The 23760-nt window shown below is 58.2% G+C and carries 25 protein-coding genes; 19 read left to right on the forward strand and 6 right to left on the reverse strand.

Translation table 11 applies throughout. The annotated features are described in order from the left end of the window. Window positions 1-172: 172 nt before the first annotated feature. From Q8R10_RS17540 to Q8R10_RS17565, 6 genes are all read right to left on the reverse strand, one after another. The gene (locus Q8R10_RS17540) at window positions 173-658 is read right to left on the reverse strand and encodes an RDD family protein (protein ID WP_305655149.1); all 486 of its coding nucleotides are present in this window, start codon (window positions 656-658) and stop codon (window positions 173-175) included. 116 nt (window positions 659-774) lie between these two features. After that, window positions 775-1884, reverse strand: a complete 1110-nt coding sequence (locus tag Q8R10_RS17545; RefSeq protein WP_305655150.1) for an NADH:flavin oxidoreductase — start codon at window positions 1882-1884, stop codon at window positions 775-777. 92 nt (window positions 1885-1976) lie between these two features. Further along, window positions 1977-2567, reverse strand: coding sequence for a TetR/AcrR family transcriptional regulator (locus Q8R10_RS17550; protein WP_305655151.1), 591 nt, complete (start codon window positions 2565-2567; stop codon window positions 1977-1979). A 109-nt stretch (window positions 2568-2676) separates the two neighbouring features. Then, the gene (locus Q8R10_RS17555; protein WP_305655152.1) at window positions 2677-3417 is read right to left on the reverse strand and encodes a nitroreductase family protein; all 741 of its coding nucleotides are present in this window, start codon (window positions 3415-3417) and stop codon (window positions 2677-2679) included. A 28-nt stretch (window positions 3418-3445) separates the two neighbouring features. Next, window positions 3446-5797 (reverse strand): tetratricopeptide repeat protein, encoded by a 2352-nt coding sequence (locus tag Q8R10_RS17560; protein WP_305655153.1) that lies wholly within the window; start codon window positions 5795-5797, stop codon window positions 3446-3448. 264 nt (window positions 5798-6061) lie between these two features. Continuing rightward, window positions 6062-6877, reverse strand: a complete 816-nt coding sequence (locus tag Q8R10_RS17565; RefSeq protein ID WP_305655154.1) for an inositol monophosphatase family protein — start codon at window positions 6875-6877, stop codon at window positions 6062-6064. A gap of 145 nt (window positions 6878-7022) precedes the next feature. Between Q8R10_RS17565 and trmJ the strand changes: the two genes are divergently transcribed. The 19 genes from trmJ to der all read left to right on the forward strand — a co-directional run bounded on the left by trmJ (window position 7023) and on the right by der (window position 23637). Beyond that, window positions 7023-7796 carry a tRNA (cytosine(32)/uridine(32)-2'-O)-methyltransferase TrmJ gene (trmJ, locus tag Q8R10_RS17570; RefSeq protein WP_305655211.1) on the forward strand — a complete coding sequence of 258 codons (774 nt, stop codon included), beginning with the start codon at window positions 7023-7025 and terminating at the stop codon, window positions 7794-7796. After that, window positions 7796-8581, forward strand: coding sequence for a serine O-acetyltransferase (gene cysE, locus Q8R10_RS17575; RefSeq protein WP_305655155.1), 786 nt, complete (start codon window positions 7796-7798; stop codon window positions 8579-8581). The genes trmJ and cysE overlap by 1 nt, the downstream gene beginning before the upstream one ends. A gap of 138 nt (window positions 8582-8719) precedes the next feature. After that, complete coding sequence (gene iscR, locus Q8R10_RS17580; RefSeq protein ID WP_305655156.1) at window positions 8720-9211, forward strand: Fe-S cluster assembly transcriptional regulator IscR; 492 nt, start codon at window positions 8720-8722, stop codon at window positions 9209-9211. A gap of 32 nt (window positions 9212-9243) precedes the next feature. After that, entirely contained in the window at window positions 9244-10458 is a 1215-nt protein-coding gene (locus tag Q8R10_RS17585) for an IscS subfamily cysteine desulfurase (protein WP_305655157.1), read from the forward strand. 88 nt (window positions 10459-10546) lie between these two features. Further along, complete coding sequence (gene iscU, locus Q8R10_RS17590; RefSeq protein WP_305655158.1) at window positions 10547-10933, forward strand: Fe-S cluster assembly scaffold IscU; 387 nt, start codon at window positions 10547-10549, stop codon at window positions 10931-10933. Window positions 10934-10944: 11 nt separating this feature from the next. After that, window positions 10945-11268, forward strand: coding sequence for an iron-sulfur cluster assembly protein IscA (gene iscA / locus Q8R10_RS17595; protein ID WP_305655159.1), 324 nt, complete (start codon window positions 10945-10947; stop codon window positions 11266-11268). Window positions 11269-11275: 7 nt separating this feature from the next. Continuing rightward, complete coding sequence (gene hscB / locus Q8R10_RS17600) at window positions 11276-11797, forward strand: co-chaperone HscB (protein WP_305655160.1); 522 nt, start codon at window positions 11276-11278, stop codon at window positions 11795-11797. Window positions 11798-11839: 42 nt separating this feature from the next. After that, window positions 11840-13702 (forward strand): Fe-S protein assembly chaperone HscA, encoded by a 1863-nt coding sequence (gene hscA / locus Q8R10_RS17605; protein ID WP_305655161.1) that lies wholly within the window; start codon window positions 11840-11842, stop codon window positions 13700-13702. Window positions 13703-13717: 15 nt separating this feature from the next. After that, window positions 13718-14056, forward strand: coding sequence for an ISC system 2Fe-2S type ferredoxin (gene fdx, locus Q8R10_RS17610; RefSeq protein ID WP_305655162.1), 339 nt, complete (start codon window positions 13718-13720; stop codon window positions 14054-14056). Window positions 14057-14066: 10 nt separating this feature from the next. After that, window positions 14067-14267, forward strand: coding sequence for a Fe-S cluster assembly protein IscX (iscX, locus tag Q8R10_RS17615; protein ID WP_305655163.1), 201 nt, complete (start codon window positions 14067-14069; stop codon window positions 14265-14267). Window positions 14268-14383: 116 nt separating this feature from the next. After that, entirely contained in the window at window positions 14384-14815 is a 432-nt protein-coding gene (gene ndk / locus Q8R10_RS17620; protein WP_305655164.1) for a nucleoside-diphosphate kinase, read from the forward strand. 23 nt (window positions 14816-14838) lie between these two features. Then, a complete protein-coding gene (gene rlmN, locus Q8R10_RS17625; RefSeq protein WP_305655165.1) occupies window positions 14839-16002 on the forward strand; it encodes a 23S rRNA (adenine(2503)-C(2))-methyltransferase RlmN in 1164 nt (387 codons plus the stop codon). A gap of 13 nt (window positions 16003-16015) precedes the next feature. Then, on the forward strand, window positions 16016-16777 hold the full coding sequence (pilW, locus tag Q8R10_RS17630) for a type IV pilus biogenesis/stability protein PilW (RefSeq protein WP_305655166.1): 762 nt from the start codon (window positions 16016-16018) through the stop codon (window positions 16775-16777). Further along, on the forward strand, window positions 16774-17724 hold the full coding sequence (locus Q8R10_RS17635) for a RodZ family helix-turn-helix domain-containing protein (RefSeq protein WP_305655167.1): 951 nt from the start codon (window positions 16774-16776) through the stop codon (window positions 17722-17724). Before pilW ends, Q8R10_RS17635 begins: the two co-directional genes overlap by 4 nt. Before the next feature lie 3 nt (window positions 17725-17727). Beyond that, a complete protein-coding gene (ispG, locus tag Q8R10_RS17640) occupies window positions 17728-18840 on the forward strand; it encodes a flavodoxin-dependent (E)-4-hydroxy-3-methylbut-2-enyl-diphosphate synthase (RefSeq protein WP_305655168.1) in 1113 nt (370 codons plus the stop codon). A 33-nt stretch (window positions 18841-18873) separates the two neighbouring features. Then, window positions 18874-20160, forward strand: coding sequence for a histidine--tRNA ligase (hisS, locus tag Q8R10_RS17645; protein WP_305655169.1), 1287 nt, complete (start codon window positions 18874-18876; stop codon window positions 20158-20160). Between the two features lie 98 nt (window positions 20161-20258). Continuing rightward, the gene (locus Q8R10_RS17650) at window positions 20259-20903 is read left to right on the forward strand and encodes a tetratricopeptide repeat protein (protein ID WP_305655170.1); all 645 of its coding nucleotides are present in this window, start codon (window positions 20259-20261) and stop codon (window positions 20901-20903) included. Beyond that, entirely contained in the window at window positions 20896-22047 is a 1152-nt protein-coding gene (gene bamB / locus Q8R10_RS17655) for an outer membrane protein assembly factor BamB (RefSeq protein ID WP_305655171.1), read from the forward strand. The genes Q8R10_RS17650 and bamB overlap by 8 nt, the downstream gene beginning before the upstream one ends. Window positions 22048-22167: 120 nt before the next feature. Then, a complete protein-coding gene (der, locus tag Q8R10_RS17660) occupies window positions 22168-23637 on the forward strand; it encodes a ribosome biogenesis GTPase Der (RefSeq protein WP_305655172.1) in 1470 nt (489 codons plus the stop codon). Window positions 23638-23760 lie beyond the last annotated feature (123 nt).

Raw genomic sequence — 23760 nt, forward strand, 5'->3', positions numbered from 1 at the left:
TCGTCCAGTGATACCGGAAACAAACTGTCCTGATTGCGCGCCTCGCCTTGGATGTAATGCATAACCAAAAATGCCCATATCTCACGATATGGGCATTTTCTACATCTCCAGCTCAGACCGCCAGGTTTTCACACAGTCTGATTGAATGCCGGTTTTTTTATGGGCGTTGCGGTTAGGTCTTTTTCGGTAGCTGCACCATGCAGCTGCCGGAGTAGATGTCATGCCAGCTGCGTTTTTGTTTGTCGAACAGCATCCAGATAAAGCCCAGGCCGAAACACAGGAACGAGATGATCGCCAGCAGAAAGCGCAGCAGCGCCTGCCACAGATCGATCGCGCTGCCATTGGCGTTTTGCACGCGCACGCCCCACACCTGCATGCCCAGGGTTTGGCCGTTATGGGTCCAGAACTTGGCAAAAAAAGCGAACAGGCTGAACAGCAGCAAGGTCGACAGCAGTGGATCGCCATTCAGGGCGCCGGCATCGGTCATGGCCTTGAGTTGCGTCTCGCCATAAATCAGCTTGAGGCACATCAGGTAGGCGAAGGTCACCACCATCAGCAGAGCCAGGCTGAGCAGCGTGTCATAGGCCATGGCGGCCAGGCGTCGTGGCAGGCCGGCGTAGGGGAAATCGCCTTGCGGGCGCAGTAAGTGAGTGGGCATGACGGACTCGCGGCGAGGTAAAAGCGGCAATTCTACGGGCTCGGGTCGACAAAATCATGCGCAAAAAAAAGAGCCGGCGCAGGCTCTATGCCCTGCGCCGGCTCTTGCTTATGGCACTAAACCAGCTTCATCAGGGCTTCGCGGCTGAACGGCAGGATGTCCCCCTGGCGACCATCGCGCACTTTCACCGCCCAATCCGGGTCAACCAGCAGGGCGCGGCCAACCGCTACCAGGTCGAACTCCTGGTTGTTCAGGCGAGTCAGCAGGGCGCCAAGATCCGCCGGTTGGGCGACCTTGTCGGTGTTGACCATAAACTGCAGAAACTCGCCATCCAGGCCGACGCTGCCGACGGTGATGGTCGGTTTGCCGGTCAGTTGACGGGTCCAGCCGGCCAGATTTAGCTCGGAACCTTCGAACTCAGGCTCCCAGAAACGGCGGGTCGAACAGTGGAAAATATCCACACCAGCGTCTGACAGCGGCTGCAGAAACTCGCCGAGCGCCTCTGGGCTTTCTACCAGGCGGGCGCTGTAGTCCTGCTGCTTCCACTGGGAAAATCGCAGGATGATCGGGAAGTCCGCCCCTACGGCGGCGCGCACGGCCTGGATCAGTTCGATGGCAAAGCGCGAGCGGTTGGCCAGGCTGCCACCGTAGCCGTCGGTGCGCTGATTGCTGCCTTCCCAGAAGAACTGGTCGACCAAGTAACCATGGGCGCCGTGGATTTCCACGCCGTCCATGCCGATGGCCTTGGCGTCGCGGGCGGCCTGGGCGAAGGCGGCGATGACTTCGTCGATGTCGGTCTGGGTCATGCCATGGACGAGCACTTTGCCGTCCTTGATTTTTTCCATCGGGCCATAGGCCGGGACTTCGCCATCAGGCTCGGTGCCGAGTTTGCGTACGCTGCCGACGTGCCAGAGCTGCGGGACTATCTTGCCGCCTTCGGCGTGCACGGCATCGACCACTTTCTTCCAGCCGGCCAGGGCGTCTTCAGCGTAGAAGCGTGGCACGTTGGGGTAGCCGTTGGAGGCCTGGTGGCCGACCGTGGTGCCCTCGGTGATGATCAGGCCTACGCCTGCGGCGGCGCGGCGGCGGTAGTACTCGATCACTTTGCTGTTGGGCACGCCGCCCGGGGAGAAGGAGCGGGTCATGGGCGCCATCACCACGCGGGTCGGCAGGGTCAGGTTGCCCAGATGAAAGGGCTTGAACAGGGCTGCGGTTGGGGCGGTCATACATGCTCCTCTTGCCGGCCAGGCGACCGGTCGTCTCGTTAAATGGGTAAGTGGGAAAGTAGGTAGTAGGTAGTGGGTAAGTAGGTAGTGGGTCAGGCCTTGAGTAGGTGCTCAAGGCGTTGCACGAAATTTTCGATGGGTTGGGTCTGACTGCCAACTTTTAAGCGGGTCAGTACCCCTTGCCAGGCATTAGCGATAAAGCTGGCCAGGTTGCTGCAATCCTCATCGACGGGCAGTTCACCGGCCACCTGAGCTTGCTCCAGGCAGCGCTGCAGAATCAGCGCCGACTGTTGCAAAATCGCCTCAACCTGCTCGCCAATGGCCGGCAATAACTCGCTCATCTCAAAACTCAGGCTGCCGATGAAGCAGTGGTATTCCAGCCGTTGTTGCTGGCGAAAGTGCAGCAGCAATTCGCCGTAGTAGGCCAGGATTCGCGCCCGTGGGCTGAGCGCGGGGTTGCTCAAGGCTTCGCTATAACGGGCTAGGCGCGGCTGATAAATAAAGCTCAGGGCCTGCAGGGCGAAGTCTTCCTTGCTGGCGAAGTAGTGGTAGAAGGAGCCTTTGGGGATGCCTGCCGCCTGGACTATCTCCTGCACCCCGGTGCCGTGGTAGCCGCGACGGGTCATTACCGCGGCGCCTTTGGCGAGGATCAGGTCACGCTTGTCGAGTCGAATGCTATTCATGGGCTAAGCATATGACCGGTCGTCTCGCTTTACCCAGTACTATAAATACGCGTGATAGAGCGCTATGTAGCGGCAGGGTGGATGGAGTCTGGCGATAGCCGTCGAGGCGTTACAGCCAGGTGACGTGTTGCTCCAGCGGGAAGCGCAGGCGTGGGTTGTACACGCCTTTGTCGGTGGCTCGGCCGACGGCCAGCAGCATGATCGGCAGGGCGTGGCGCGGGATCTTCAGCACTTTGCGCAAGCGCACTTCGTCAAAGCCCTCCATCGGGCAGGTGGCGTAGCCGTGGCTCTGAAAGCTGAGCATCAGGTTTTCCGCCGCCAGGGCCGTGGACTTCACCGCCCATAAACGCATTTGCCCGTGGCTGTTGGGGCTGCGCATCAGCGGTTTGCGCAAGGCCGCCAGCCGCAGCAGTTGGCGTTTGCAAAACCCCAGCAGGCCGAGCGGGCCTTGGTTGTACTGAAAGGGCGCGGTCTTGCTGTAGAAGTGCCGGATGCGCTGCGGCACTTCGGCCTCGGGCCAGTAGCGGATGACGTTCGCGCAGGCCTGGCGCCAGGTGTCCGGGCGCGCCAGCACGGCGATGATCAGCGGCGCCTTAGCGGCATTTTGCTGCATGCACACGCCGTGCAGTCGTTCGAGCAACTGCGGGTCGCGGATCACCTGAAAACTCCAGGGCTGCAGGTTGCAGGAGTTGGGCGCCAGTACCGCCAGCTCCAGGCAGTCGCGAATCACCGCCTCGGGCACCGGCTCGCGGCTGAAACGCCGCACCGCCCGACGGCTTTCGATCAGCTCGCGCAGGGCGGCCGGGCTGACGGCAGGAGCAGGGGCGGAATTGACGGTGGCGCTGGTCATGGTCGGCATCCTGGGATAATTACGCGGCTCACTGCTCGAGGGAGTCGAGCAGTTGGCGAATGCCCTTGTCGTTGGGTGACAGTGCCAGCAGGGTCTGCGCCCAGCGCTTGGCGGCGCGCTTGTCGCCGAGGTCGCGGTTGAAAGTAATCAGCCCGAGCAGCACTTCCTGATCCTGCGGGAAGTCTTTATGGGCGGCTTCTAGCACCTTGATCGCTGCCGCCGCTTGACCGCTGCTGTTCAGCGCGACGGCGTAGACATAGCGATAACGCAAGTGCTCGGGCGCCAGTTGGCTGGCCAGGGCGAGTTCGCTGACGGCCTCGGGTAGGCGTTGTTGTCGCGCCAGGGCCAGGCCGAGTGTGTGATGCAAGGTCGGCTCTTGTGGGCTGCGGATCAGCGCATCACGCAGTACGCGTTCGGCCTGCGGTTCTTGGCTTTGGCTTTGATAGAGACTGGCCAGATTGACCGCGGCCGGGGTAAAGGGGTCCAGAGCCAGCGCTTGGCGGAAGTAGGCTTCGGCTTGGGCGACGTCACCGCGCTCGGCATACAGCGCGCCGAGATTGGTCAGCGACTCCGGGCGGTCGGCATTGAACAGTTGGGCGGCAATGTATTCATCCAGCGCCTGTTTGAATGCTTGGCGATTGGCCGGTTTGAGGCTGGCCTCGTGGGCGCCGGCCAAGGCGCGGGCGGCGGCCATGCGCACGCCGCGCACCGGGTCGGCGAGCAGCGGCGGTAGGGCTTGTGAGCTCATAGTGGGGGCAATGCGTACGACGGTTTCGACGGCGGCTTGGCGGACCATTTCATTGTCGTCATACAGGCCATCGACCAGCAGACTGAAGCTTTGCTGATCGCGGCTGGCGCTGAGCCGTGAAAGCGCGCCGGCACGGGCAATGGCCGGTTGCGTTACGTCCGCGATCACCGCTAACAAGCCGGCATCGGCGCCGGGCAAGCCCTGGCTGGCGGCGGCAAAGGCTTCGGCAAACCGCTGATGGCCGGCGGGCGGGTGGGGAAACCATTGTTGGACCTTGGCCGCCGCCCACTGTGGTTTTTTATCGGTGTGGCAACTGTTGCAGGCGTTCGGCGTGCCCAGGCTCACCGATAAATCGGGACGCGGGATACGCAGCGAGTGGTCGTTGCGCGGGTCAACCTGCATGTAGGTGGTGGTCGGCATATGGCAGCTCACGCACTGCGCGCCCGTTGAGCCTTGCGGGTGAAAGCTGTGTTTGGGGCTGTCGTATTTGTTCGGTAGATGACACTGGGCGCACACGCCATTGCCCTCGGCGCGCAGTTTCAGTGAGTGGGGTTCGTGGCAGTCGCTGCAGGTCACGCCCTTGGCGAACATTTTGCTCTGCAGGAAGGAACCGTGGTTGAACACTTCGTCGCGCTGCTGGCCGTCGGGCCAGTACAGGCCGTCGTCCAAGAGTGATGGGCGGTAGTTGTCGGCCAAACGTTGGCCGTGGACGAAAGTGTCGCTGGTCTGTCCGCGCCTCGAGTGACAGGTGGCGCAGGTTTCGATCTCTTTGCTGCTTTTACGCGGCTCGCTGCGGCTGGCATTGCCGGTTTTCAACTCGCTCAGCCAGCTGACGCCGCGGCGCTCATCGAGGACTGCCGCCAAACCTTTGCCGGCGCCGCTGAAATGTTCGCTGCCAGGTTCATGCTTGGCCCAACTCAGGTGGTTGGAGGCCGGGCCGTGGCAGGCTTCGCAGCCGACATTCAGCTCTGACCATTGGGTATTGAAGGTCTTGCTGGTGGCGTCGTAGTTCTTTTGCAGGTTGGTGGAGTGGCAGTCGGCGCACTGGTAATTCCAGTTCTGGTCGATGCTGGTCCAGTGTAGGGGGTTGCCGGCTTGGAGTTTTTGCTCGGGGTAAAGGTGAAACCAGCGTTGTCCGCCTTGAGCTTTGCTGCGGCTGTCCCAGGCGATGCCAAAGGCTTGCAGGCGGCCACCGGGAAACTCCACCAGGTATTGCTGCAGCGGGGTGACGCCGAAGGTGTATTTGATCTCGAAGTCCGCCAGCTTGCCGTCCGCTCCATCGGTGTTGACGAAGAATTTGCCGTCACGGGTGAAGAAGGTGCTGGTGATGCCGTTGTAGCTGAAAGTCGCGCGGTTGAAGTCGCCCAGCACGGTTTTATCTGTGGCGACTTGCATGGCCATGTCGTGGTGCGAGCCTTTCCATAGAACGTGCTGCTGGCTGTGGCAGCCGCTGCAAGTCTCGGTGCCGACGTAGCTTGGGGCGGCCTGGTCGGTGGTGGCTGTTATTGCTGGTGACTCTGTTGGCACCGGCGGTTTGCTGCTGGCGATAACTGTCTTGGGCGCCGGTGGCGGCTGCTGGAGGGCGAGATAGCCGGCGCTGGCGCCGATCAGCAGCACAGTGGCAGCTAGCAACCACCAACCCCAGCGTCGGCTGCTACCTGTTGAAGCTGAAGTGTTGCTGGTTGGCTGGGTTGCCGGGCTGACGGTGTTTGCGGGTGGGCTTTTTTTATTCTTGCGCAAAATTTGATCTGCCGACGGATAAGCGGGAAGGGCGCAGCCCTTACGGATGGCCCGAGTATTTCAGCTTGCCGTAACTGGCGTCTAGCGCGCGTGTAGGGGTGTTTCTGCGGGCGAAAAAAAACCGGAGCGAGTCCGGTTTTTTTTGACCTGTGCGGCTTAGCGTTTAAGCGCGGCCGACAGGTGTGGCTGGATGGCGGTCAGTACCGCCTTGAAGCACTTGGTGTTGCCGGTAACCAGATGACCTTTTTCGAGGAATTCGTGACCACCGTTGAAGTCGCTGATCAGGCCGCCAGCTTCTTGAATCAGCAGTACGCCGGCGGCCATGTCCCATTCGGTCAGGCCAAAAGCCCAGGCAGCATCGAAGCGGCCGGCGGCAATGTAGGCCAGGTCGAGGCTGGTGGAGCCGGCGCTGCGGATGCCGGCAACTTCGCCGCTCAAATCGCGCAACATGCCCAAGTGGCTGTCGAGGTTATCCAGTTGGCTGGGGCTGAACGGGAAGCTGTTGGCCAGCAGTGCGCCTTCCAGCCCTTTGCGAGCACTAACGCGCATGCGGCGGCCATTGAGCGCGGCGCCACGGCCACGGCTGGCGGTGAATTCTTCTTGGCGAACCGGGTCGAGAATGACTGCGTGCTCGAGGCGATCACGGTATTTGCAGGCGATGCTGGCGGAGAAGTTCGGTACACCACGCAGGAAATTGCCGGTGCCGTCCAGTGGGTCGATGATCCACAGGTAGTCGGTGCCTTCGCCTTTGCCTGCGGTCAAGCCGGTTTTTTCACCGAGAAAGCCGTGGGTCGGGTGGGCCTTGCTGAGTGCTTGAATGATGCTTTTTTCGACAGTGAGTTCAAGCTCGGCAACGAAATCCTTGGCATCTTTCTCGTCAGCCGAGATTACATCCAGGCGCTCGATGGAGCGGAAAATCAGTTCACTGGCGCTGCGGGCTGCGCGCAGTGCGACATTCAGCATTGGCTGCATGGAGGTTTCACCTGGTTGTATAAAGATAGCCGGCCATTCTAGCAGAAAAGCCTCGGGTAAAAAGAGTGGCGCGATAGCTTGCATGGTATTAGCGGGGGGGCTTCTGTAAGATTTCCTCCCTTTTAGCGTCTGCGTGGGCCTGCTTGTGCTGCAAAATATTCGTGTGGTGTTGGTCAATACCAGTCATCCCGGCAATATCGGTGGCGCCGCGCGGGCCATGAAAAATATGGGCGTGAGCCGCTTGGTGTTGGTTGCCCCGCGGGACTTTCCCAGCGTCGAGGCGGTGGCGCGGGCGGCAGGGGCAGTTGATATTCTCGACGGCGCCCGCATTGTTAGTACGCTGGAGGAGGCGTTGGAGGGTTGCAGTTTGGTGCTCGGCACCAGTGCGCGTGATCGGCATATTCCCTGGCCGCTGCTGGATCCGCGCGAGTGCGCGACGACCTGCATGGAGCAAATCGACCAGGGTTGTGAGGTGGCGCTGGTGTTCGGTCGTGAGGATTCCGGCCTGACTAATGACGAGCTGCAGCGTTGTCATTTTCATGTGCATATACCGTCGGATCCAGAGTTCAGTTCGCTGAATCTGGCCACTGCCGTGCAAGTGCTCACCTATGAGGTGCGCATGGCTTGGCTGGCGGCGCAGGGGCAGCCAACCAAAATGGCCAAGCTGGAAACCCATGCCGAGCAGAGTTCATTGCCGGTAACAGCGGATGAGTTGGAGCGGTTTTACACCCACTTGGAAAGCACCTTGGTGCAGATCGGCTTTCATGATCCGGACAATCCCCGCCATCTGATGCCGCGCTTACGTCGCCTGTATGGGCGCAGCAATATCAGTAAGCTGGAGATGAATATTCTGCGCGGCATCCTGACTGAAACCCAGAAGGTCGCCCGTGGTGAAGTTTATAAACGGAGAGATAACTAATGTTTGATCGTGTGCGCGAAGACATTCAAGGCGTATTTCACCGTGATCCGGCGGCGCGTAACACCTTTGAGGTGTTGACCTGCTATCCCGGCCTGCATGCCGTGTGGATGCATCGCTTAACCCATTTTCTATGGCTGGCTGGCTGGAAATGGCTGGCGCGCATGCTCTCCAGTTTTGCCCGTTGGGTGACCGGGATTGAGATCCATCCCGGGGCCAAAATTGGCCGGCGCTTTTTTATCGACCACGGCATGGGCATAGTTATTGGTGAAACCGCCGAGATTGGTAATGACGTCACCCTCTATCAAGGCGTGACCTTGGGCGGTACCAGCTGGAACAAAGGCAAGCGCCATCCGACTCTGGAAGATGGTGTGGTGGTCGGTGCTGGCGCCAAAGTATTGGGGCCTTTTACCGTCGGTGCTGGCGCCAAGATTGGCTCCAACGCGGTGGTGACCAAGGCGGTGCCGGCGGGGGCGACGGCGGTGGGGATTCCGGCGCGGATCATCGCCAAGCGCGATGCTCAGGACGATGAACAAGAGGCCAAGCGCCAAGCACTGGCGGACAAAATTGGCTTCGATGCTTACGGCATGAGTGAAGACATGCCGGACCCGATCGCTCGCGCCATTGGTCAGTTGCTCGATCATCTGCAGGCGGTCGATGGTCGCCTGGAAGGCATGTGTGGCGCGCTGAAGGCACTCGGCAGTGATTATTGCGCCAAGGACTTGCCGAGCCTGCGTGATGAGGATTTTGCCGAGGTCAAGGATGAGGCTGCTAAGTCAGCGCCTTAATGCGCGGATGGCGGTGCTTTGCTACCATGCGCGTCCACGTTGGCGCTAATCCCGAGTAAATTGATAGGTCTTATAGTTGACTTAAATACTCGGGAATCGGATAATTGGCGCAAATCAGCGATCCTGTGGGACCTGTTCATGCGCCTGACCACCAAAGGCCGTTACGCCGTTACTGCCATGCTTGACTTGGCGCTGCATGCACAGCGCAGCCCGGTGTCCTTGGCCGACATTTCTGAACGCCAGGGCATCTCCTTGTCTTATTTGGAGCAATTATTCGCCAAGTTACGGCGCGGTAATCTGGTCTCCAGCGTGCGCGGTCCCGGTGGCGGCTATCAGTTGGCTCGCGAGATGGCGGCTATTCAAGTGGCGCAGGTGATTGATGCGGTCAATGAATCAGTGGATGCCACGCGCTGCCAGGGGCAAGGTGATTGCCACGGCGGTGACACCTGCTTGACCCATCATTTGTGGTGCGATCTAAGTCTGCAGATCCATCAGTTTCTCAGCGGCATCAGCTTGGCTGACTTGGTCAGTCGACATGAAGTTCAGGAAGTTGCATCGCGCCAGGATCAGCGCCGCTGTAGCACTGGCGCTGCACGCTTGGACAAGATTGAAGCGGCCGCTATCGATTAAGTTGCACGTTTGCCTGAATACGGAGAAACGCTATGAAATTACCGATTTATCTCGACTACTCAGCGACTACGCCGGTAGATCCGCGCGTTGCGCAAAAAATGAGCGAATGCCTGCTGGTGGACGGTAACTTCGGTAATCCGGCGTCCCGTTCCCATGTCTTTGGCTGGAAGGCTGAAGAGGCGGTCGAGAATGGTCGTCGCCAAGTGGCTGATCTGGTTAATGCCGATCCGCGCGAAATCGTTTGGACCTCCGGCGCCACTGAATCGAACAACTTGGCTATTAAAGGTGCTGCGCACTTTTACTCGACCAAGGGTAAGCATCTAGTTACCACCCGTATTGAGCACAAAGCCGTGCTCGACACCATGCGTCAGCTTGAGCGTGAAGGCTTTGAAGTAACTTACATCGAGCCCGGCGAAGACGGCCTGATCACCCCGGCGATGGTTGAAGCGGCGCTGCGTGATGACACCATTCTGGTTTCGGTGATGCACGTCAATAATGAGATCGGCACCATCAACGATATTGCTGCCATTGGTGAGTTGACCCGTTCCCGTGGTGTGTTGTTTCACGTCGATGCGGCGCAGTCGACCGGCAAAGTAGTCATCGATCTGGCTGCGTTGAAAGTCGATCTGATGTCGTTTTCGGCGCACAAGACCTACGGCCCGAAAGGCGTCGGTGCACTCTATGTGGGCCGCAAGCCTCGCGTGCGTCTGGAAGCCCAGACCCACGGCGGCGGTCATGAGCGCGGCATGCGCTCCGGCACCTTGGCGACCCACCAGATTGTTGGCATGGGCGAAGCGTTCCGGATTGCTAAAGAAGAAATGCAGCAAGAAGGCGCGCGTATTACCGCCTTGCGTGAGCGTTTCTATAAGCAGGTCGAGAATCTCGAAGAGCTGTACTTGAACGGCAGCCTGACCTCGCGGGTGCCGCACAATCTCAACCTCAGCTTCAACTATGTTGAGGGTGAGTCGCTGATTATGGCGCTCAAGGATTTGGCGGTTTCTTCGGGTTCGGCGTGTACCTCGGCATCGCTTGAGCCGTCTTACGTGCTGCGCGCCTTGGGGCGTAATGATGAGCTGGCGCACAGCTCGATTCGTTTCACCTTCGGTCGTTTTACCACCGATGAAGAAGTTGACTACGCGGCGCAGAAAGTTTGCGAAGCGGTAACCAAGCTGCGCGAATTGTCGCCGCTGTGGGATATGTTCAAAGAGGGTGTCGATCTGTCCAAGGTTGAATGGGCGGCACATTAATAAGGCTTTCAGACTGCGTGGAGGCGTGCGAACGCAGCAGTTTTCACACAGTCTGAAAATGGCACCCGATTGAGAGAGGAGCACCAGCATGGCTTACAGTGAAAAGGTCATTGACCACTACGAGAACCCGCGCAACGTCGGCAAGATGGATGCAGAAGATCCAGATGTCGGCACCGGCATGGTCGGCGCTCCGGCGTGCGGTGACGTGATGCGTTTGCAGATCAAGGTTAACGAGCAGGGCATCATCGAAGATGCCAAGTTCAAGACCTACGGCTGCGGTTCGGCGATCGCTTCCAGCTCCTTGGCCACCGAGTGGATGAAGGGTAAGACCCTGGATGAAGCCGAAACCATCAAAAACACCCACTTGGCTGAAGAATTGGCCTTGCCGCCAGTGAAAATTCACTGCTCGGTACTGGCGGAAGACGCTATCAAGGCGGCCGTTCGCGATTACAAGCAGAAGAAAGGCTTGCTCTAAGGAGATTGTCGATGGCTATCAGCATGACTGTCGCGGCGGCTGAACATGTGCGTCGTTCGCTGGATGGGCGCGGCAAGGGTGACGGTATTCGCTTGGCGGTACGCACCACCGGCTGTTCCGGCTTGGCTTACGTGTTGGAGTTTGTTGACGAGTTCGGCGGTGAAGATCAGGTGTTCGAGAGTCACGGAGTTAAAGTGATTATCGATCCAAAAAGCCTGGCTTACCTGGATGGCACCGAGCTCGACTTCGTCAAGGAAGGTCTTAACGAAGGCTTCAAGTTCAATAACCCCAATGTGCGTGGCGAATGCGGCTGCGGCGAAAGCTTTAACGTCTGAGGCGCTTGTGGGTAGTCCTTGTCATTTTGCCCTGTTTGAGCTCAAACCTGCCTTTGTGCTGGATCTTGCACAGTTGGCCGCGCGTTATCGTGAGCTGGCGCGCAGTGTTCACCCCGACCGTTTTGCCGATGGCACTGAGCGCGAGCAGCGCCTGGCGTTGGAGCATTCGGCAAGCCTGAATGAGGCCTATCAGGTGCTGAAAAACACCTCGGCCCGCGCCCGTTACTTGCTGAGTTTGAATGGCGGTGAGTTGCCGCTGGAAGTGACGGTGCAGGATCCGGCGTTTCTCTTGCAGCAAATGCAGCTGCGCGAAGAGCTGGAAGATCTGCAGGACAGTGCCGATCTGGCTGGTGTCGAGGCTTTTAAGCAGCGGCTGAAACTGGCCCAGAATGAATTGAACCAACAGTTTGCGGGCTGCTGGGATGCGCCGGCCAGTCGTGAGCAGGCTGAGCGTCTAGTGCGGCGCATGCAGTTTCTCGACAAACTCTCCTATGAAGTGCGCCAGCTAGAAGAGCGCCTCGACGATTAACCTGCCCGTCGCTTATGCGGCGCGCCTAATAGTCAGACAAGCATGGCCTTACTACAGATCGCTGAACCCGGACAAAGCCCGCAACCGCACCAGCGCCGTCTGGCGGTGGGGATTGATTTAGGCACCACCAATTCGCTGGTCGCTGCTGTGCGCAGTGGTTTGGCTGAGGCGTTACCAGACGCCGAAGGGCGGTTGCTGATGCCATCGGCGGTGCGCTATCACGCCGAGCGAATCGAAGTGGGCCAAAGCGCCAAACAAGCCGCCGCCCAAGACCCGCTGAATACCGTGTTGTCGGTTAAGCGTCTGATGGGCCGTGGCCTTGCCGATGTTAAACAGCTCGGTGAGCAGCTGCCGTATCGCTTTGTCGGCGGCGAATCCCATATGCCGTTTATCGACACGGTGCAGGGCCCGAAAAGCCCGGTAGAAGTGTCTGCCGATATCCTCAAGGTGTTGCGCCAGCGTGCCGAAGCGACCCTGGGGGGTGAGCTGGTCGGTGCGGTAATTACCGTGCCGGCCTATTTTGACGAAGCTCAGCGTCAGGCTACTAAGGATGCCGCACGGCTGGCCGGTTTAAATGTGCTGCGTCTGCTCAACGAGCCCACCGCAGCGGCCGTTGCCTATGGTTTGGATCAGCAGGCCGAAGGCTTGGTAGCTATCTATGACTTGGGTGGCGGCACCTTCGATATTTCCATTCTGCGCCTGACTGGTGGCGTCTTTGAAGTGCTGGCCACTGGCGGCGACAGCGCGCTGGGTGGCGATGATTTCGATCACGCCATCGCCGGTTGGATCATCGCCGAAGCCGGCCTGTCGACCGATATTGCCCCGGGCCAGCAGCGTAGTTTGCTGCACAGCGCCTGCGTCGCTAAAGAAGCGTTGAGTGGCGCTGAGTCGGTGACGGTCAAGCATGGCGATTGGAGTGGCGAGCTCAGCCGCCAGCAATTTGTCGGGCTGATTGAGCCGATGGTGGCCCGCAGCCTCAAAGCTTGTCGGCGCGCGGTGCGCGATGCCGGGATTGAATTGCTGGAGGTCGAGGCGGTGGTCATGGTCGGCGGCTCGACGCGGGTGCCGCGGGTGCGTGAGGCGGTGGCGGAGTTATTTGCCCGTCAGCCGTTGACCGATATCGACCCGGATCAGGTGGTCGCCATTGGTGCGGCGATTCAGGCCGACACCTTGGCGGGCAATAAGCGTGATGGCGAAGAATTACTGCTATTGGATGTGATTCCGCTGTCGCTGGGCCTGGAGACCATGGGTGGCCTGCTGGAAAAAGTCATTCCGCGCAACACCACTATCCCGGTGGCGCGCGCCCAGGATTTCACCACCTATAAAGACGGCCAGACGGCCATGATGATTCATGTGCTGCAAGGCGAGCGCGAGCTGATCAGCGATTGCCGCTCGCTGGCGCGTTTTGAGTTGCGTGGCATTCCGCCGATGGTGGCCGGCTCGGCGAAAATTCGCGTGACCTTTCAGGTGGACGCCGATGGCTTGCTCAGCGTCGCGGCGCGCGAGCTGGGTTCGGGTGTCGAGGCGACTATTCAGGTCAAGCCATCCTACGGCCTGACCGATGGCGAAGTTGCCCGTATGTTGCAGGACTCGTTTAAGTTTGCCGGTGACGACAAAGTCGCCCGCGTGCTGCGTGAGCAGCAAGTCGATGCTGAGCGTTTGTTGGTCGCCGTGCAGGCGGCGCTGCAGATGGATGGCGAGCGTTTGTTGGAAGCGTGCGAGCGGGCTGAAATCGAGTTGCAGATGCGCTTGCTGAGTGAATTGATGGTGGGTAGCGATGGTGCGGCAATTGAATTGCAGACCAAGCGCGTAACTCAAGTAACTGACGCCTTTGCTGCACGTCGACTGGATGCCACGGTAAAAGCCGGGCTGGCCGGTCGTCGTCTGAATGAAATTGACGACTGATTTAGGAGTAACAGGATGCCGCAGATCATTTTTCTGCCCAATGCTGAACATTGTCCCGACGGTTTAGTGGTCGAGGGTGTGCCGGGTGAGACCATCATTGCTGCGGCGATGCGCAACGGTCTGGAGATCGAGCACGCCTGCGAGATGTCCTGCGCCTGCACCACTTGTCATGTGATAGTGCGTGAGGGCTTCGCCACGCTGGAGCCTTCCGATGAATTGGAAGATGACATGCTCGACAAAGCCTGGGGTTTAGAGGCTGAGTCGCGGTTGTCCTGTCAGGCGCTGGTGGGCTCGGCTGATCTGGTGGTGGAAATTCCCCGCTACACCCTTAATCAGGTTTCTGAAAAGCATTGAGGAGTCAGTCATGAGTCTGCAATGGAGTGATGTGCTGGATATCGCCATCGAACTGGCTGAAAGCAAGCCGGAGGTTGACCCGCGTTACGTCAATTTCGTCGATTTGCATCGCTGGGTGCTGGCCTTGCCGGATTTTGCCGATGATCCGCAGCGCGGCGGTGAGAAAGTTCTCGAGGCGATTCAGGCGGCTTGGATCGAAGAGCGCGACTGAGAGCCATCGCGCTAACTGATTCAGCGCTGCTGAGTCAGCGCTACGCATTTAACTGGAACCCGCGTATAATTTGCGGGTTTATTTTTCGCTGTAATTCTTAGAATTTGGAGTTTCACATGGCTGTTGAACGTACTTTTTCCATCATCAAACCCGACGCAGTTGCCAAGAACGTGGTTGGTGAGATCGTTAGCCGTTTTGAAAAGGCTGGCCTGAGCGTTGTTGCCTCGAAGATGGTTCAGCTGTCTGAGCGTGAAGCTGGCGGTTTCTACGCTGAGCACAGCGCTCGTGGCTTCTTCAAAGACCTGGTAGCTTTCATGGTTTCCGGTCCAGTGGTTCTGCAGGTTCTGGAAGGTGAAGGCGCCATCCTAAAAAACCGTGAACTGATGGGCGCTACCAACCCTAAAGAAGCGGCTGCCGGCACCATTCGTGCTGACTTCGCCGTTTCCATCGACGAAAACGCCGTGCACGGTTCGGATTCCGAAGCTTCCGCTGCTCGCGAAATTTCGTACTTCTTCGCCGCCACTGAGGTGTGCGCTCGCATTCGCTAAGCGAATCCAGCGAGGGTGAAACCATGACTGTATCTGTAGGCGCTGCCGTGACTGCAAAAGTCAACCTGCTGGGGTTGACTCAGCAGCAAATGGAAAACTTCTTCGACTCTATTGGGGAGAAGCGTTTTCGCGCCGGTCAGATCATGAAGTGGATTCATCACTTTGGCGTCGATGACTTCGACGCCATGAGCAATGTCAGCAAGGCTTTGCGCGAAAAGCTCAAAGACCTTGCTGAGATTCGCGGTCCGGAAATTGTCAGTCAGGATATCTCCGTCGATGGCACCCGTAAGTGGGTGGTGCGCGTGGCCTCTGGCAGTTGCGTCGAGACCGTCTATATCCCCCAAGGCAATCGCGGCACCCTGTGCGTTTCTTCGCAAGCAGGCTGTGCGTTGGATTGCAGTTTTTGCTCCACCGGCAAACAAGGTTTTAATAGCGATCTGACCGCTGCAGAAGTCATAGGTCAGGTCTGGCTCGCGAATAAGTCATTTAGCAGCGTCCCGGCCAAAATCGACCGTGCCGTCACCAACGTGGTGATGATGGGCATGGGTGAGCCGCTGCTGAACTTCGATAACGTAGTCGCCGCCATGAGCATCATGATGGATGATCTGGGCTACGGTATTTCCAAGCGCAAGGTAACCCTGTCGACCTCCGGTGTAGTGCCGATGATCGACAAGCTGGGCGAAGTACTGGATGTGTCCTTGGCGCTGTCGCTGCACGCACCCAATGATGAGTTGCGTAATCAGTTGGTGCCAATCAACAAGAAATACCCGCTGGAAATGCTGCTAGCGGCTTGCCGGCGCTATGTGTCGCGGCTTGGCGAGAAGCGTGTACTGACCATCGAATACACCTTGCTGAAAGATGTGAATGATCAGCCCGAGCATGCCGAGCAGATGATCGCGCTGCTGGCGGATTTCCCCTGCAAGATCAACCTGATCCCGTTTAATCCGTTCCCCTTCTCCGGTTATGAGCGGCCGAGCAACAATGCCATTCGCCGTTTTCAGGATTTGTTGTACAAGGCCGGGCACAATGTCACTGTGCGCACCACGCGCGGTGAGGATATCGATGCCGCCTGTGGGCAGTTGGTCGGTCAGGTAATGGATCGCACCCGCCGCAGCGAGCGCTATATTGCCGTGCGTGAGCTCAGTGCCGAGGCCGTTCAGCCGCTGGCCTCCACCAAACCCATCTGAAGGGATGTTCTCGATGACTCTGCGCGCTGTCTTGCTGCTGTTTATGTCCACGCTGCTGACTGCGTGTGTGACCACGGGGGATGTTAATCCGCTGAAAACTGACAAAGGTCAAGACGAGGCGAGGGATGCCTATATTCAACTTGGTATTGGTTATTTGCAGCAGGGCAACACGGGAAGTGCAAAAATACCGCTGAAGCAAGCCCTCGAGTTGGATCCCTCGAATGCAGATGCTCATGTGGCGTTAGCCGTAGTGTTCCAGTCGGAACTTGAAACAGAACTGGCCGATGAGCACTTTCGCAAGGCGCTTTCGTCGCGCAGTGACGACACGCGAATTCTGAATAATTACGGCGGCTTCTTGTACGAGCAAAAGCGTTATCCCGAGGCCATGGAGCGTTTCCAGCAAGCCTCAGTGGACAACCTCTATCAAGAGCGCTCACGGGTTTTTGAAAATATGGGTTTGACCGCGCTAATGCTGAAGCAGCGCGAACAGGCCAAGACTTATTTTGAGCGAGCCTTACGTTTGAATTCGCGGCAACCCACGGCGCTGTTAGAAATGTCGGTCCTCACCTATGAGGATAAAAACTATGTGCAAGCTAAGGGCTACTACGAAAATTATATCGTAGTGTCGGAGCACAACTCGCGCAGCTTGTTGCTTGGCAGTCGTCTTGCCGGGATTTTTGAAGATCGTGATAAGGCCGCCAGCCTTGGCCTGCAATTGAAGCGCCTGTATCCAGGTAGTCCTGAATATCAGCAATATGTGCTGGAGCAACGATGAAAGTGCTGGACCCTGAAATTCTTGCGTTCGCCGGTATCAACCCAGGCGAGACGCTGCGTAATGCGCGCGAAAATAAAAATTGGTCGCAGGCGGATGTCGCCGTCAAGCTCAATCTGACGGTGCAGGCGCTGGGGCACTTGGAGTCTGGCGATTTTGCCAAGTTGCCGGGAAATACCTTTGCTCGGGGGTACATTCGCACTTATGCAAAGCTGCTTGGTATTGATCAAGAACCTTTGGTTGTGGCTTTTGATCAGCTAACCGGCAGCAACGCTGCGGGCAGCAGTGTGCATGCGTTGGGGCGAATAGAAGAGCCAGCGCACGTTGCGCAAAATCTGTTGCGGGTGGTTAGTTTTCTATTGTTGTTGGCGTTGGCGTTGGCGAGCTATTTTTGGTGGCAAGACCGCTCCCAGGGTCAGCGTGCGGATACCTCGATTAGCAATGTACTGGAGCATATTGAGGTCGAGGGCGCCGATGGCAGTACGCAAATACACCCCCTCGATGAGCCTGAAGATCAGGCCGTAACCGCCGGGCAAGAAAGCCTTGAGTTAGCATTGCCTGAAGTTGCGCCTGAAGTGGCGGCGCAACCAGAGATCACGCCTGTTACTCCTCCCCCAAGTGCGGTTGCCAGTGGCCCAGCATCTAGCGCTGCTGTGCCGCTGTCGGCACTTCCGGCCGTCCCTGTGGTGGCACCTCAAGCGACTGCGGGTGATGGTTTGGTCAGTGTGCAGTTCACTGCCAACTGCTGGGCGCAGTTGACCGATGCCAATGGCAAGGTACTGTTTAGCGCCCTGAAACGCGCCGGTGAAACCCTTGAACTGGCCGGTAAACCCCCGCTCGAGTTGCGGTTGGGTTTCGCCCGGGGCGCACAGGTTAGCTATAACGGGCAGGTAGTCGACGTGGCGCCTTATACCAGCGGTGAGACAGCCCGCATGAAATTAGGTCAGTAATTGATGCAGTGCGAATCCCCTATTATTCGACGTGTCTCCCGCAAAATTTGGGTCGGCTCGGTACCGGTCGGTGGTGATGCGCCTATTGCCGTGCAGAGCATGACCAATACCGATACCTGTGATGTGGCCGCGACCGTCGCCCAGGTGCGGCGCCTCGAAGATGCCGGCGCCGATATCGTGCGTATTTCCGTACCGGACATGGACGCCGCCGAAGCCTTCGGCAAAATCAAGCAGCAGGTACGGGTACCGTTGGTGGCCGATATCCACTTCGACTACCGCATCGCGTTGCGCGTGGCCGAGCTTGGGGTAGATTGTTTGCGCATTAACCCGGGCAATATTGGTCGGGAAGACCGCGTCAGAGCCGTGGTCGATGCCGCCCGTGATCGCGGTATCTCGATTCGCATCGGCGTCAATGCCGGTTCGCTGGAAAAAGATCTGCAAAAGAAATACGGTGAGCCAACGCCTGCTGCTCTGGTCGAGTCGGCCTTGCGCCACGTCGAGCACCTGCAGCGGCTGAATTTTCAAGAGTTTAAAGTCAGCGTTAAAGCCTCCGACGTATTTATGGCGGTTGAGGCTTATCGTTTGCTCGCCAAGCAAATTGACCAGCCACTGCACTTGGGGATTACCGAAGCCGGTGGTTTGCGCTCGGGCACGGTGAAGTCGGCGGTTGGTTTGGGCATGCTGCTGGCCGACGGTATCGGCGATACTATCCGTATCTCGCTGGCGGCCGATCCGGTCGAAGAGATCAAAGTGGGTTTCGATATTCTTCGTTCGTTGCGCTTGCGCTCGCGCGGCATCAACTTTATTGCTTGCCCAAGTTGCTCGCGGCAGAACTTCGATGTGGTGAAAACCATGAACGAACTCGAAGGTCGGCTGGAAGATTTGCTGGTGCCGTTGGATGTAGCGGTAATTGGCTGTGTGGTTAACGGCCCAGGCGAAGCTAAAGAAGCCCATATTGGCTTGACCGGCGGCTCACCGAGTAACCTGGTGTATATCGATGGCAAGCCGGCCCTGAAGTTTACTAATGACAACCTGGTGGATCAGCTAGAAGCGCTAATTCGCCAGAAAGCGGCCGAAAAGGTCGCGGCCGACGCGGCTGTGATTGCCCGTGGCTAAGCCGCTAATGGCCCGTATTTGTAAGGATTTTTTGTGAGCAAGACGCTGCAAGCCATTCGTGGCATGAACGATATTTTGCCCGAGCAAACACCGCTCTGGCGCTATTTTGAAAGCACCGTGGCCAGCTTGTTAGATGGCTACGGCTATCGGCAGATGCGCATGCCGATCGTTGAGGCCACCGAGCTATTCAAGCGCTCGATTGGCGAAGTCACCGACATCGTCGAAAAAGAGATGTACACCTTCGACGATCGTAACGGCGACTCCCTGACGCTGCGCCCGGAAGGCACCGCCAGCTGCGTGCGCGCGGTGCTTGAGCATGGCATCACCGGCGGTGGCCAGGTGCAAAAGCTCTGGTACATAGGCCCGATGTTTCGCCACGAACGGCCGCAGAAAGGCCGTTATCGGCAGTTTCATCAGATTGGCGTCGAAGTGTTTAACCTCGATGGCCCGGACATCGATGCTGAGCTAATCATCATGACCTGGCGGCTGTGGGGTTTGCTCGGCATTCGACCAGCGCTAACTTTGGAGCTGAACAGCTTGGGCAGCAGTGCGGCGCGGGCTAATTACCGCGAAGCTTTGGTCGAGTTCTTATCGGCGCGCCTCAATCAGTTGGATGAAGACAGTAAACGTCGGCTGGCCACTAATCCGCTGCGGATTCTCGACAGCAAGGTGCCAGAAACTCAAGCCTTGCTGATTGATGCACCGAAACTGGTCGATCATCTCGACGACGATTCGGTCACGCACTTTGCCGGGCTGACTGCGCGCTTGGATGCTGCGGGTATTCCTTATGTGCTCAACCCCAAGCTGGTACGTGGCCTGGATTACTACGGCAAAACCGTATTCGAGTGGGTGACTGATCAACTCGGTGCTCAGGGTACGGTGTGCGCCGGTGGCCGTTATGATGGCCTGGTTGAGCAGATGGGCGGCAAGCCTACTGCGGGTGTTGGTTTTGCCATGGGTATCGAGCGCTTGGTCTTGCTGCTCGAAGCCTTGGAGCAGGTGCCAGCCGCACTGGCCCGACAGGTTGATGTGTATTTCTGCGCCTTGGGTGCGCCTGCCGAGCTTGCCGCGTTAGTCTTGGCAGAGCGCTTGCGCGATCAGCTGCCGAATTTGCGTTTACAGGTCAATGCCGGTGCTGGCAGCTTCAAGAGTCAGTTTAAAAAAGCCGACAAGAGTGGTGCGCTGTTTGCGCTGATTTTGGCGGAAGACGAGTTAGCCCAACAGACCGTCGCGCTCAAGCCACTGCGTGGTAATGGCGAACAACAACATATCAGCTGGACTGCTCTTGCCGAGCAGCTAGCGGCCTGCTTACAGGCTTGAGCATTCAGCGAAGTAAACTGGAGTATTTTGAGCATGGGTAGATGTTTAGTGACTTCTCTGGGGGCAGGCTTGAGCATTGAGCGAAAAGGAGTATTTGAGTGACCTCGCGTACCGAAGATGAAGAACTCGCGGTAATCCTTGATTGGTGGCAACGCAATGGCAAGCCGCTGCTGACGGGGGCCGCTTTGGCATTGGTGGTGGTCTTTGGCTGGCAGGCTTGGCAAAAATACCAAGTCAATCAGGCGCAAGGTGCCTCGGCGTTGTATCAGCAATTGCTGGAAACCAGCCTGGTTGCCAATGCCCAGCCGGATGCCAGCAAAGTGGCTGAGCTGACCGGCAAGCTCAAGAGCGAATACCCTGGCACGCATTACGCCCAGTACGGCAGCCTGCTGCTGGCCAAGGTCGCAGTGGAATCGGGCAAGCTCGATGACGCTGCTACTGAGCTGCAAGCGGTTCTAGACAAGCCGGCCGATGACACCCTGGCTGAGTTGGCGCGTCAGCGTCTGGCGCGGGTTATGGCGGTGCAAGGCAAGGCTGTCGAGGCGCTCAAGTTGCTTGATGGTGATGCCGAGTCAGCCTACTTGGCCAGTCGTGAAGAGCTTAAAGGCGATTTATTGGTCAAGCTTGAGCGCAGCGATGAAGCGTTAGCGGCCTATCAGAAGGCCAAGGCCGCGCTGAGTGCTGACGCGGCAGTGGGCGGTTTGCAAATCAAAATCGACGATCTAGCCAAAGGGGATGCGTAACGTGATGCGCTGGAAGAATGCCGCATTGCTGGCCCTGGCCGTTATGGTCGTGGGTTGCAGCAGCAACAGCAAAAAGGAATTGCCGCCAGCCGAACTGCCGGAATTCACCGCGGAAGTCGAGTTGAAGAGCGAGTGGAATCGTTCGATTGGTGAGGGGCAGGGCGAGTCCTATAACCTGCTGACCCCAGCGGTGGATGGTGATCATATCTATGCTGCCGATGCCGAAGGCGTCGTGGTGGCCATGGATCGTTTCAGTGGCGATGTGCTCTGGAAGCAAGACCTTGAGCGTCCCGTTTCCGGTGCTATCGGTGTTGGCTCGGGCTTGGTGGTGGTGGGCACCCTCAAAGGTGAAGTAATCGCCTTGGACCAGTCCACTGGCGAGCAGAAGTGGCTTTCGCAAGTGACCAGTGAAGTGCTATCCGCCCCAGCGGTGAATAGCGACATAGTGGTGGTGCAGACTCAAGATGACCGCTTGCTTGGTTTTGATGCGGCCACTGGTAACCAGCGCTGGATTTACGAAAATCCACCGGCGGTACTGACCTTGCGCGGTACCAGTGCACCGGTGCTGACGTCGCGTTTGGCCATTGCGGGTTTCTCCACTGGCAAGGTGGTCGCCATTGATCTTGAGCGTGGCGTGCCGGTTTGGGAGCAGCGGGTTGCCGTGCCGCAGGGCCGTTCCGAGTTGGATCGGGTGGTCGATATTGACGGCAACCTGATGCTGGCCGGCGACACCCTTTACGTTGTTAGCTATCAGGGCCGGGTTGCCGGTCTGGATGTCAACAGCGGCCGCGTGCTTTGGCAGCGCGAAGCGTCCAGCTACGTGGGTTTGGCCCAGGGCCTTGGCAGCGTCTATGTCAGCCTGGCCAGTGGCACAGTTGAAGGCATTGATGAGCGCTCGGCCTCGGCTTTGTGGAGCAACGATACCTTGGCGCGTCGGCAGCTGTCGGCGCCGGCAGTGTTTTCCAGTTATGTAGCTTTTGGTGATTTTGAAGGTTATCTGCATCTGGTTAGTCAGGTCGATGGTCACTTTGTTGCTCGCGAGCAGATCGATAGCGATGGCGTGCGGGTTCGCCCGCTGGTAGTTGGCGATTGGATGTATGTGTTTGGTAATAGCGGTGATTTGGTCGCATTGACCATCCGCTAAGAGCCTGTTCAACACCTCACTTGTTTATGCGGTGTTGAACAGCTTCTAAACTAAGTGTTTGGCCGCTGCCGTTTACGGCAGCGGCCTTTGTGTTTTTTAGATATTTTGCTGGAGGAGCCAATGGTTCCGGTAATCGCCCTGGTGGGCCGCCCTAACGTGGGCAAGTCCACACTGTTCAACCGCCTGACCAGAACCCGTGACGCCATTGTCGGCGATCTCGCGGGGCTGACTCGTGATCGCCAGTACGGTGAGGCCAAGTGGCAGGGGCGCACTTATATCCTGATCGACACGGGCGGCATCTCCGGTGACGAAGACGGCATGGACGCGAAGATGGCCGAGCAGTCGTTGCTGGCCATCGAAGAAGCCGATGTCGTGCTGTTTATGGTCGATGCCCGCGCCGGGCTGTGCGCCGCCGACCAGATGATTGGCGAGCACTTGCGCAAGCGCAACAAGCGCTCGTTCCTAGTGGTGAACAAGGTCGATAACATCGACCCGGATCTGGCTCGCGCCGAGTTCAGCCCCTTGGGCATGGGCGTGCCACTGGCGATTGCCGGCGCCCATGGCCGCGGCATTACCCAGATGCTGGAAGCCGCGCTGGTCGACTTCCCGCAAGACCCGGTCGAGTTGCAAGCGCTTGAAGGCGAAATCGTTGCCGAAGGCGAAGAGGCCAAGCTGATCCCTGGTCCGAGCGAGAAAGACGGGATCAAAATCGCCATTATCGGTCGGCCGAACGTCGGTAAGTCGACCCTGGTCAACCGCATGCTCGGCGATGATCGTGTCATCGTCTATGACGAGCCCGGCACTACCCGCGACAGTATTTACATCCCGTTTCAGCGCGACGAAGAGAAATACACCCTGATCGATACCGCCGGTGTGCGTCGGCGCGGCAAGATCTTCGAAGCGGTGGAAAAGTTCTCGGTGGTGAAAACCCTGCAGGCGATCCAAGACGCCAACGTGGTGATCTTCGTCATGGATGCCCGCGAGGGCGTGGTCGACCACGACCTAAACTTGCTCGGCTTTGTGCTGGAAACCGGCCGCGCGCTGGTGATTGCCCTGAACAAGTGGGACGGCATGGAGCCCAGCGAGCGCGACTATGTGAAGGTCGAGCTGCAGCGCCGATTGTTCTTCGTCGACTTCGCCGATATTCACTTTATCTCGGCGTTGCACGGCACCGGCGTCGGCCATCTGTACGGCTCGGTGCAAGCCTCGTTCAAATCTGCCATCACCCGCTGGCCGACTAACCGCCTGACCCAGATTCTGGAAGATGCGGTCAGTGAGCACCAACCACCGATGGTCAATGGTCGACGGATCAAGTTGCGTTATGCCCACTTGGGTGGCGCCAACCCACCGATAATCGTGATCCACGGTAACCAGGTCGACAAGATTCCGCGGGCCTATTCGCGCTATCTGGAAAACACCTATCGCCGTGTGTTGAAGCTGGTCGGTACGCCGATTCGGATCGAGTACAAGGGCGGCGAAAACCCGTTCGAAGGCAAGAAAAACTCCCTCACCGATCGCCAGGTCAACAAGAAACGGCGGATGATGACCCACCACAAAAAAGCCGATAAAAAGCGCAAAGACAAACGTTAACTCGCGGCACAGTCGCAAGGGAAAGGCGCGGGGCTTTAGCTACTGCGCCTTTTTTATGGCTGTTTTATTCTGAGTTTGCGCGACACTGATTAATCGATAACCGCCTGAAACGTCGGAGAATTG

Origin of the sequence: Pseudomonas sp. (genome assembly GCF_030698175.1) — a bacterium.
GTDB lineage: Bacteria > Pseudomonadota > Gammaproteobacteria > Pseudomonadales > Pseudomonadaceae > Aquipseudomonas.

Excerpts from the sequence above, each read along its gene's own strand:
- iscX (WP_305655163.1), top strand. The coding sequence starts at position 14,067 with ATGAGTCTGCAATGGAGTGATGTGCTGGATATCGCCATCGAACTGGCT.
- pilW (WP_305655166.1), top strand. The coding sequence starts at position 16,016 with ATGACTCTGCGCGCTGTCTTGCTGCTGTTTATGTCCACGCTGCTGACT.
- Q8R10_RS17545 (WP_305655150.1), bottom strand. The coding sequence starts at position 1,884 with ATGACCGCCCCAACCGCAGCCCTGTTCAAGCCCTTTCATCTGGGCAAC.
- Q8R10_RS17565 (WP_305655154.1), bottom strand. The coding sequence starts at position 6,877 with ATGCAGCCAATGCTGAATGTCGCACTGCGCGCAGCCCGCAGCGCCAGT.
- ndk (WP_305655164.1), top strand. The coding sequence starts at position 14,384 with ATGGCTGTTGAACGTACTTTTTCCATCATCAAACCCGACGCAGTTGCC.
- fdx (WP_305655162.1), top strand. The coding sequence starts at position 13,718 with ATGCCGCAGATCATTTTTCTGCCCAATGCTGAACATTGTCCCGACGGT.
- Q8R10_RS17555 (WP_305655152.1), bottom strand. The coding sequence starts at position 3,417 with ATGACCAGCGCCACCGTCAATTCCGCCCCTGCTCCTGCCGTCAGCCCG.
- bamB (WP_305655171.1), top strand. The coding sequence starts at position 20,896 with ATGCGTAACGTGATGCGCTGGAAGAATGCCGCATTGCTGGCCCTGGCC.
- iscU (WP_305655158.1), top strand. The coding sequence starts at position 10,547 with ATGGCTTACAGTGAAAAGGTCATTGACCACTACGAGAACCCGCGCAAC.
- cysE (WP_305655155.1), top strand. The coding sequence starts at position 7,796 with ATGTTTGATCGTGTGCGCGAAGACATTCAAGGCGTATTTCACCGTGAT.
- Q8R10_RS17635 (WP_305655167.1), top strand. The coding sequence starts at position 16,774 with ATGAAAGTGCTGGACCCTGAAATTCTTGCGTTCGCCGGTATCAACCCA.
- der (WP_305655172.1), top strand. The coding sequence starts at position 22,168 with ATGGTTCCGGTAATCGCCCTGGTGGGCCGCCCTAACGTGGGCAAGTCC.
- Q8R10_RS17540 (WP_305655149.1), bottom strand. The coding sequence starts at position 658 with ATGCCCACTCACTTACTGCGCCCGCAAGGCGATTTCCCCTACGCCGGC.
- ispG (WP_305655168.1), top strand. The coding sequence starts at position 17,728 with ATGCAGTGCGAATCCCCTATTATTCGACGTGTCTCCCGCAAAATTTGG.
- iscR (WP_305655156.1), top strand. The coding sequence starts at position 8,720 with ATGCGCCTGACCACCAAAGGCCGTTACGCCGTTACTGCCATGCTTGAC.
- Q8R10_RS17550 (WP_305655151.1), bottom strand. The coding sequence starts at position 2,567 with ATGAATAGCATTCGACTCGACAAGCGTGACCTGATCCTCGCCAAAGGC.
- hscA (WP_305655161.1), top strand. The coding sequence starts at position 11,840 with ATGGCCTTACTACAGATCGCTGAACCCGGACAAAGCCCGCAACCGCAC.
- iscA (WP_305655159.1), top strand. The coding sequence starts at position 10,945 with ATGGCTATCAGCATGACTGTCGCGGCGGCTGAACATGTGCGTCGTTCG.
- rlmN (WP_305655165.1), top strand. The coding sequence starts at position 14,839 with ATGACTGTATCTGTAGGCGCTGCCGTGACTGCAAAAGTCAACCTGCTG.
- Q8R10_RS17585 (WP_305655157.1), top strand. The coding sequence starts at position 9,244 with ATGAAATTACCGATTTATCTCGACTACTCAGCGACTACGCCGGTAGAT.